3 protein-coding genes are annotated in these 4,983 nt (G+C 75.4%); 2 read left to right on the plus strand and 1 reads right to left on the minus strand.

Features of this window, described 5'->3' with window-relative positions:
- The coding region (locus ACWCQ6_RS27405) for an FHA domain-containing protein (protein WP_451093564.1) at positions 1-2,402 on the minus strand (2,402 nt) is incomplete at its 3' end.
- 499 nt (positions 2,403-2,901) lie between these two features.
- Between ACWCQ6_RS27405 and ACWCQ6_RS27410 the strand changes: the two genes are divergently transcribed.
- Both ACWCQ6_RS27410 and ACWCQ6_RS27415 read left to right on the plus strand, forming a co-directional pair.
- Positions 2,902-4,560, plus strand: a complete 1,659-nt coding sequence (locus ACWCQ6_RS27410) for a serine/threonine-protein kinase (protein WP_451093566.1) — start codon at positions 2,902-2,904, stop codon at positions 4,558-4,560.
- A gap of 181 nt (positions 4,561-4,741) precedes the next feature.
- A partial coding sequence (locus ACWCQ6_RS27415; protein WP_451093568.1) for a protein kinase occupies positions 4,742-4,983 on the plus strand: 242 nt, incomplete at its 3' end.

Raw genomic sequence — 4,983 nt, forward strand, 5'->3', positions numbered from 1 at the left:
GAGTCGGGGTACGGAGTGCGGCCGGAGTCGGGGTGCGGGGTGCGCCCGGAGTCGGGGTACGGAGTGCGGCCGGAGTCGGGGTGCGGGGTGCGCCCGGAGTCGGGGTACGGAGTGCGGCCGGAGTCGGGGTGCGGGGTGCGCCCCGAGTCGGGGGTGCCGTGGCCGTCGTCGCCGGGGGCGAGAGGGCGGACCGGGGTGCCGATGTGAGTGGCGTTCTCGCTGCCGGGGTACGGGGTGCGGCCCGAGCCGGGGGCGTAGCCGTCAGGGCCCGCGGAACCGCCCACCCGCTGGGCGCCCACGCGGGGAGCCGCGCCGCGCGGGTACTCCGTGCGCCCCGGACCGCGGCTTCCCGGACCGGCGCCGTCGTCCGCGCCGACGCCCGCCGGCCCGCCCGTCCAGCGGCCCGAGCCGCGCACCGTGGCGCCCGGCTGGTCGTCCGCGGTGGAGGCCCAGCGAGCCATCAGGGAGGCCGGGGTGGCACGGGCCAGGCCCAGCTCGTCCAGCAGACGCGCGGTCGTCGGGAGCGAGGCCGACGCCGACCGGCCGTGGGCCGTGGCGGAGCCCTCCGTACGCAACGGGGCCAGCGCCCGGCCGAACCGCTCGGCCCAGTGCGCCGACACCGCGTCCACCGCGGCGACCGTGCCGCGGCCCGCGGCCCGGCCGTCCGCCGTCCGCAGCAACCGCAGGGCCGTCGCCACATCGCCGCTGAGCATCGCCACCGCCCCGCACTCGCGGAACGCGATCGAGGCGTGGCAGGCGGCCTCGTAGGTCGCCGCGACCGGTGAGGTGGGTGTGGCGGCCGGGGTCTCGGCCAGACAGATCAGATGGATGCCGGCCGCGGCACCGGCGGCGGCCAGCCGGGCGGTGTTCTCGCGCAGCGCCGCCGAGCCGGGATCGCCGTCGACGATCACCACGGTGTACGGGCCCGCGTACCGCTCCGCGGCCTCGGCGACCGTACTCCGGTCCAGGCTCGCCCAGCCGGGCCCGAGCGGACCTTCGTCCAGCCGGCGCACCAGCTCCGTGACCCGGGCGGTGGCCTGTTCGCGGTCGTACGCGAGAAGCAGCCGGCAGTCCTGGCCGTGCGCCGGCCGCAGATGGGGCAGCCAGCCGAGCCAGGCCCACTCGCGTCTGCGCTCGTCCGCGCCACGGGCGCGGTCCGCGCTGATCAGCACGATCTCCAGATCGGCGGGGGAGTGCAGCGCGGCGAGCTGAGCCACCGTCGAGCGGGCGAGCCCGGCCAGCCGCGTCCGTGGCCCGGCGAGCCCGAGCGAACCGGCCTCCCTCAGCCCCACCGTCACCGGTACCGCGGGCAGCTCGACGCGGTCCGTCGTCCCCAGGCGCACCACGAGCGCCTCGGGGTGGGCGGTGCCGCGCTCCCACAACCGGGGGCCGGGGCCGAGCGCGGTCAGCAGCACGGCCGCCGGGTCGGGCCAGGCGCTCTGCGCGGTGGACCCCGACGGCGCCGAAGCGGCGGCCGGGAACGGAAGCCCGGCGGCTCCCTCCCCGTCGGGCGCGGCCTCGTGCACGGGCTCGCCCCGGTTGCCCGTGAGTCTGCGGGCCCAGGCGCCTATTCCGCCCCGCCGGGGTGCCCCGTCGTCCGGGGCGGGGGCGGGGGCGGGGTGCCCGGGGGCGGGCGGCCGGGGCCCGTCGTCCTCGCTGCCGTGGGCATGACCGGCGCCGGGGTCCTCGTGGGTGACGGGCGTGGGGGAGGCGGGCGCGGCGTAACCGTGCCCGGAGCCGTCGTCGGTGCCCGCTGTGCCGGACACCCGCAGATGACCCTCGCCGTCCGGGGCCGTCGCCAGCGCCGGCGACGGCGCGCCGGAGGTCAGCCGGAGCGCCGACTCGCCGAGCCGCAGCAGCGCACCGGGCTTCAGCCGGACCGGGCGGTCGCGGACCTCCGTGCCGTCGAGCAGGGTGCCGTTGGTGGAGCCGAGGTCCGCCACCGAGACCAGGCCGTCCGGCGAGACCGTCACCGTGCAGTGCAGCCGGGATACGTCGGGGTCGTCGAGCGGGACGTCCGCGTCGGCGGAGCGGCCGATCCGGATCCGGCCGCCGTGCAGCAGATGGACCCCGCCCGCGTCCGGCCCCGCGATCACGTGCAGCCGGGCCGGGACGGCGTCGTCCACCGCCTCGTCGTCGCCCGGGACCTGGAGCGAGAGCACCGCGCCGTCCACCAGCGGCGGCTCGCCCAGCGCGCACCGCTGGGCGTCGAGCCGCTCACGCCCGGCGAACAGCACCACCGCCCCGCTGCCGAGCGAGCCGTCGGGCCCCAGGACGGCCGCCGCCAGGTTGGACGCCACGGCGGCGAGCGCCGTCCCGGGCGGGGCGGTGACCAGCACGTCGCACGCGCGCGCCGGGGTCTGGCCGCTGCGCGGCGCGAGGACGGTCAGCCGGATCTGCATCGCCGTCAGCGGTCCCTTCTGCGCGGGGCGCCGGGCAGGGGAAACGCCCTGTGATTCCCCCCACCCGACACGGACGCGTCGTCCGGTACAGGTTCGTCACGTGCCGCGGGGCTCTTGACCCCACAGTCCGTGCTGGAGGCATCCTCGCACCTGCGACTGACAACACGCCCGGGGGTCACCGCTGAGTGATCTTGAAACGTCGGCTGTGCGCCCATAAATGCCTGCTTGGAACCCTGTCCACGAGGACGGAACGGTTCCGCAAGAGCGCCCGCAGCGGTTCGTCGCACATGTGCACAGCAACCATTGGCCCGATGTGAGCGTCTTGTTCCGCAACTGGCCAATGCCCCCTCGGGTCGGCATCCGGCCAACGGCGGACAGGGCGACCGAAGCAACCGGACGGAGCCGCCCGACCCCGCCCGTCGCCCCACTAGAGTGGGCCGGAACTCCCGGGCGGATCCGGGAGAACCGCAACCACCACGATCTGCAGGGAGCGCATGACGTGCGGCCGGTAGGCAGCAAGTACCTCCTGGAGGAGCCGCTGGGACGCGGCGCCACGGGCACCGTCTGGCGTGCCCGCCAGCGGGAGACCGCGGGCGCCGAGGCGGCCGTCGCCGGCGAGCCCGGCGAGACCGTGGCGATCAAGGTCCTGAAGGAGGAGCTCGCCAACGACGCCGATGTCGTGATGCGGTTCCTGCGCGAGCGTTCCGTGCTGCTCCGGCTCACCCACGAGAACATCGTGCGCACCCGCGACCTGGTCGTCGAGGGCGACCTCCTGGCCCTCGTCATGGACCTGGTCGACGGCCCCGACCTGCACCGCTACCTCCGGGAGAACGGTCCGCTCACCCCGGTCGCCGCCGCTCTGCTCACCGCGCAGATCGCCGACGCGCTCGCCGCCAGCCACGCCGACGGCGTCGTCCACCGCGACCTGAAGCCCGCCAACGTCCTGCTAGACGAGCGCGACGGCCAGATGCGCCCGATGCTCACCGACTTCGGCATCGCGCGCCTGGCCGACTCCCCGGGCCTCACCCGCACCCACGAGTTCGTCGGCACGCCCGCCTATGTGGCCCCCGAGTCCGCCGAGGGCCGCCCGCAGACCTCCGCCGTCGACATCTACGGCGCGGGCATCCTGCTGTACGAGCTGGTCACCGGCCGCCCGCCGTTCGCCGGCGGCACCGCACTCGAAGTGCTGCACCGGCACCTCAGCGAGGAACCCCGCCGCCCCAGCACCGTCCCGGCCCCGTTGTGGACGGTGATAGAGCGCTGCCTGAGCAAGGACCCCGACCGGCGGCCCAGCGCCGAGAACCTGGCCCGCGGCCTGCGCGTCGTCGCGGACGGGATCGGCGTGCACGCCAGTTCCGCCCAGATCGCCGCGGCCGACGGCGTGGGCGCCCTGCTCGCACCCGACCCGGCGCCCGCGGCCGTTCCGGACACCCCCGGCGCGGCGGACCCGACGCAGGTGCTGCCGAGCAATGCCGGCTCGTACGACCCGAACGCCGCCACCAGCGTCATGCAGCACGCCCCCGGCCAGGGCGCGGGCGGAAACGCCGACCCGACCTCGGTCCTGCCGCCCGTGCCGCCGCGTCCGGACGGCCCCCCGCAGCCCGACGGACCGCACCCCTGGCAGTCCCAGCTCCGGGCGGCCCGCGACCGCAACGAGCAGACCCAGGTCCAGTACCTCGACCCGGACCAGGACCCGCTGCGCCGCCGCCCCCAGCGCCCGCAGCCCCAGCAGCCACAGCGGCGGCAGCCGCCACCGCAGCATCAGCAGTACCAGCAGCCGCAGCAACAGCAGTACCCCCAGCGCCGCCAGCAGCAGTACCAGCCCCAACCGCAGCCCCAGCACCAGCAGTACGCGCCTCCGCAGCAGCCGGTGGCGCCCCAGCCGCCGGCCCCGCGGCAGCCCCGCGAGCCGAGGCAGCGCAGCGCCAACCCGATGAGGATCCCCGGCCTCGGCTGCCTCAAGGGCTGTCTGTTCACCCTGGTGCTGCTGTTCGTCGCGGGCTGGCTGATCTGGGAACTGACCCCGTTGCAGGACTGGATCGGCCAGGGCAAGAGCTACTGGGACGCGATCAGCGACACGTTCTCCACCGTCACCGACTGGATCTCGCAACTGGGCGGCGGCAGCGACGTCGGCAACGGCGGCAACACCGGCCCCTGAGTGGCCGCGACACCATCAACTCTGTAGCTAAATCGACTTCCGCGGGCCAGTTTCCACCGCATATCGCCCGCGGAAGTGAAGGTTGGCATCATCCCGGGCACTCAACCCCCCGGTCGACGCGTAACTTTGTCGACCGGGGGTCATGAGCGACGGTCCATCGCCAGCCGCTGAGGGAGCAGTCTTGGCACGGAATATCGGCAGCCGGTACACCGCACACCAGATCCTGGGACGCGGCAGCGCCGGAACGGTCTGGCTCGGCGAGGGGCCCGAGGGCCCGGTGGCCATCAAGCTGCTCCGCGAGGACCTGGCGTCCGACCAGGAACTCGTCGGCCGCTTCGTCCAGGAGCGCACCGCCCTGCTCGGTCTCGACCATCCCCATGTCGTCGCGGTCCGCGACCTCGTGGTGGACGGCAACGACCTGGC

It is taken from the genome of Streptomyces sp. NPDC001880, from assembly GCF_053594575.1.